Here is a 4,014-nt window from a genome sequence, read left to right on the forward strand (position 1 = left end):
GTAGCAAGCACACGCGTTAGTCAGGTCACACCGGAAATCGCCCGGCATTCCCCGCGCAATGGTTTTACGGCTTATTCCGCGCTCTCCCCGGCGACCGGCTTTTTTGCCACCGTCGCTTGCGGATGTTTCCGCAAACTTGATGCCAGCATCGGGGCATCAGGACCACACGACTTCGCCGTCCGCGTCATCGCGCCCTCGTCTTCGGCGCCGTCCGCGTCCATCGCATCCCGCCCCGCGTCCGTGACGATCGCGAGCCGCCCCTCTGTGGGACGGGACGGCGGCGGATATGAAGGTGATTTGCTCGAGCGCGGAAGGGGAAATATTTTTGCACAAGGGGCTGGACAGCAAATCACTGATTTACCGTCGGGCATCCAAACGGCCCGTCAGGCAGCCGATCGATGGGTTGAGCCCTTCGCGAACCCCGGGATGAGGGATCAGGGTCTATCGATATTAAACCCCTCACCCGGATCGCATCTGTCGATGCGATCCGACCTCCCCCGCAAACGGGAGAGGGGTAACGCCTACTGCGCCAGGTGCGCCGTCAAAGGATGATTGGCGGCCTGGTTGAAGAACGCGGCTTCCTCGGCGGTAGCTTCCAGCAACTGCTCGTCCTGGTCGTAGATGTCGTTGCGGAACTGGACGGTCTGATCCTTTGTCATCCATGCCGTCAGATAGATCCAGGCCACCGGCACCTTTTTCGGCAGGCGGATGTCCTGGCGCTGGCCGGTGGCGATCGCCGCATCGATCGCGGCGCGATTCCACTGCGGCATCTCCTCCTGCAACAGCCATGCGGCGAGATCGCGCACATTGTCCACCCGCGAGCAGCCATGCGAATCGAAGCGGTAATCGTCGCTGAACAGATTGCGCTGGTTGGTGTCGTGCATGTAGACCGAATAGGCGTTCGGCATGTCGATCTTCACCGCGCCCAGCGCATTCCAGGCGCCGTTCTGCTGGCGCACCGTGAAGTTCGGCGTATGCGTGCCGGACCAATCCACCGCATGCGGATCGATCGGTGCGTCGTGCGCGTCCAGCACTTCCATGTGCATGCGGGCGAGATAGCCGGGGTCCTTGCGCATATGCGCCGAGATTTCGGTCTTCGCGATCGAGGGCGGGACGGTCCAGGTCGGGTTGAGGTTGACGCTGGTGATCTCGGCGGTCAACGTCGGCGACGGCTTTTCGGTCTTGCCGACGATGACGCGATAGCGCCGCACCACATGATCGTTCTCGACGGCTTCGGCGAACGCCGCCGGGAGGTTGACGACCACGTAACGCTGGCCGAATGCGAAATTCATGTTCTCGAGCCGCTCCAGCGAAGCCTCGAGCTGCTTGATCCGCTTCTGCACGGGGACGTTGAGGGCGGCCAGCGTTCGCGGCGTGATCGTTCCCGTGGCCGCGAGAGCATGGCGTACCTGGAAACGCTTCACCGCCTCGGCGACGGCGTCGTCATACGGCCCGCTTGCCTTGTCGGCGGCGAGGTCGCCGCTGATCAACAGGCGCTGGCGCAAGAGATCGTCATGGGGCCCCTGGACGCCTGGCGCGAATTTGGCCTCAGTGGGAATGGCCGGCCATCCGCCGCGCACCGCCAGATCCGAATAGCTCAGCGCCGCTTCCTTGATTCGCTGCGCGGTCCCCTCGTCAACGGTCGGCTCGTGCGAGAGCGCCAGGGCCGCCGCCGAACGCGATTCGGGGGTGGAGGCGGCGGTAGCCGCTTTTGCCGATGGGGCTGAGTGCGCGGGATTTGCCGCGGCGGCCGTTGGCGCTGCCGGGGCCTGCCTGGCGGGAAGCGGCGCGGCACCGGGGCCGACATTGCCCGGGCCCGCGGTACCCGCGCTTTGCCCAAACGCCGATGTCGTCGCAAGCACCAAAGCAACGGCGATCATTGTCATTCTTTGCATCTCTGAAGCCCTTGGGAGGCGCCGTTGAAGGCGCAAAGTGAAATTAATTGTCCCGGCCGTTGCGGCCGGGCGAACGGGATCGGACCTGATTCGCAATCTCGATCCCGTGAGGATAGCCCATCAGATTTGCGTTCTTATTAAGTCGGTATTGCCTGCTGTTGCACCGCCACAAAGCCGCATCGAACTTTGGTGGCCTTTGTTATGTCGCAACTGCGGCTAAAGTGGTTCGCTAAGACGTTCGTCGAACCAAAAGAATACGCATTAGAAGTCTGTCCTGGGAGGACCCATGCTGTGTTGACGCGCCGGAGGGCGATCGCCGGACTAGGCGGCGGGCTCGTTTTGCTGAAACCGGCGCTGGCGCTGGCGCAGACGGCCTATCCCAGCCGGACCATCAAGATGATCGTGCCCTATCCGGCCGGCGGCACCACCGATTTTCTCGGCCGCCTGGTGGCCGACCAGCTTCAGACCGGCCTTGGCGCCACCGTCGTCGTCGAGAACAAGCCGGGGGCCGCGACCTCGACCGGTGCGGAGCTGGTGGCAAGGGCCGAACCCGACGGCTATACGCTGTTGATGGCGACCTCGACCACGCTTGCCATCAACAAGACGCTGTACAAGAAGCTGCCCTACGATCCGGTGAAGGATTTTACCCCGATCGCGCTGGTGGCCGCCGTGCCGTTCGCGCTGATCATCAATCCGCAGATTCCCGCCAAGACGCTGTCCGAATTCATCGCCTACGCCAAATCGAAGCCGGGACTGGCCTATGGGTCGGCCGGCAATGGCAGTCCGCAGCATCTCGGCGCCGAGATGCTGAAGACTGCGGCCGGCATCGATATCCGCCACGTGCCGTATCGCGGCAGCGTGCCGGCGATGCTCGACGTGATCGCGGGACACATCCCTTTCATGGTGGTGGATCTTCAACCCGCTCTGCCGCAGATCCGCGAGGGCAAGGTGACGGTGCTCGGCGTCACCACGGCCAAGCGCGTCGCTGCCGCCCCCGACATTCCGACGCTGGCCGAAGGCGGCCTCGCCGGGTTCGACCTCGTCGCATGGCAGGGCGTCGTGGCGCCCGCCGGCCTGCCGCGGCCGATCGTCGACCAACTGGCGGCGCAGATCGGAAAGCTGGTGGCCGATCCGGCTACGCGTGACCGGCTGACCACGATCGCGCTGGAGCCGTTGCCGGGATCGACGCCGGACAGCTTTGCCGCCTACGTCAAGACCGAGGTGGATCGCTGGGCAGCGGTCGTCAAGAAAGCCGGCGTCGAGCTGGATTAATGATCCCATGTGTCAGGTAAAATCCTCCCTGCAAGCCACTGTTGATGCTCGCAATGACTGAACAGGACGTGCTGATCGTTGGTGCGGGGCCCGTCGGGCTGACGCTCGCGCTCGATCTGGCGTGGCGGGGCATCGACGTCACGGTCGTGGAAACCCGCGCCCGTGCCGCGCCGCCGGAGCCGAAATGCAACCACGTCGCCGCCCGCACCATGGAAATCTTCCGGCGGCTCGGGGTGGCGGACAAGGTGCGCAACGCCGGGCTGCCTGCCGATTATCCGCATGACATCAGCTATCGCACGACGTTCACCGGGCAAGAGCTGACACGGATTGAGATTCCCTGCCGCCGTGACCGCTTCACGCGGCAAGATGGCCCGGACTGCAACTGGCCGACGCCGGAGCCGCCGCACCGCATCAACCAGATCTTTCTCGAACCGATCCTGTTCGAGCATGCCGCAGCCCAGCCGCGCATCCGTATCGTCAACCGGAGTTCGGTCGAAGACGTCAGGATAGGGGATACTTCCGCCGAGGTGGCCTTGCGCGATCTCGAGACCGGGACGGTCAGCCGCGCGAGCTCCCGTTATCTGATCGGCTGCGACGGCGCGCGTTCCATCGTCCGCAAGGCCATCGGCGCCGAATTGACCGGCGACGCCGTCGTGCAACGCGTGCAGTCGACCTTCATTCGCGCCCCCGGCCTGATCGACCGCCAGCGTTGCGAGCGCGCCTGGGGCACCGGCGTCATCAACCCCCGCCGCGCCGGCATGGTGTATGCGATCGACGGCAGCGAGCGCTGGCTGGTGCATAATTACATGAAGCCCGGCGAGGGCGATTTCGACTCGGTGGACCGCGA

At 64.6% G+C, this 4,014-nt stretch carries 3 protein-coding genes; 2 read left to right on the forward strand and 1 reads right to left on the reverse strand.

The annotated features are described in order from the left end of the window. Positions 1 to 521 precede the first annotated feature (521 nt). Complete coding sequence (locus QZ213_RS25615) at positions 522 to 1,895, reverse strand: L,D-transpeptidase family protein (RefSeq protein WP_291688857.1); 1,374 nt, start codon at positions 1,893 to 1,895, stop codon at positions 522 to 524. Between the two features lie 294 nt (positions 1,896 to 2,189). Between QZ213_RS25615 and QZ213_RS25620 the strand changes: the two genes are divergently transcribed. Next, positions 2,190 to 3,167: a tripartite tricarboxylate transporter substrate binding protein gene (locus QZ213_RS25620; protein ID WP_291688858.1), complete on the forward strand. Its 978-nt coding sequence runs from the start codon at positions 2,190 to 2,192 to the stop codon at positions 3,165 to 3,167. Between the two features lie 44 nt (positions 3,168 to 3,211). Beyond that, on the forward strand, positions 3,212 to 4,014 hold an 803-nt coding region (locus tag QZ213_RS25625; protein WP_291688859.1), incomplete at its 3' end, for an FAD-dependent oxidoreductase.

It is taken from the genome of Bradyrhizobium sp., from assembly GCF_017881085.1.
Taxonomy (GTDB): Bacteria; Pseudomonadota; Alphaproteobacteria; order Rhizobiales; family Xanthobacteraceae; genus Bradyrhizobium.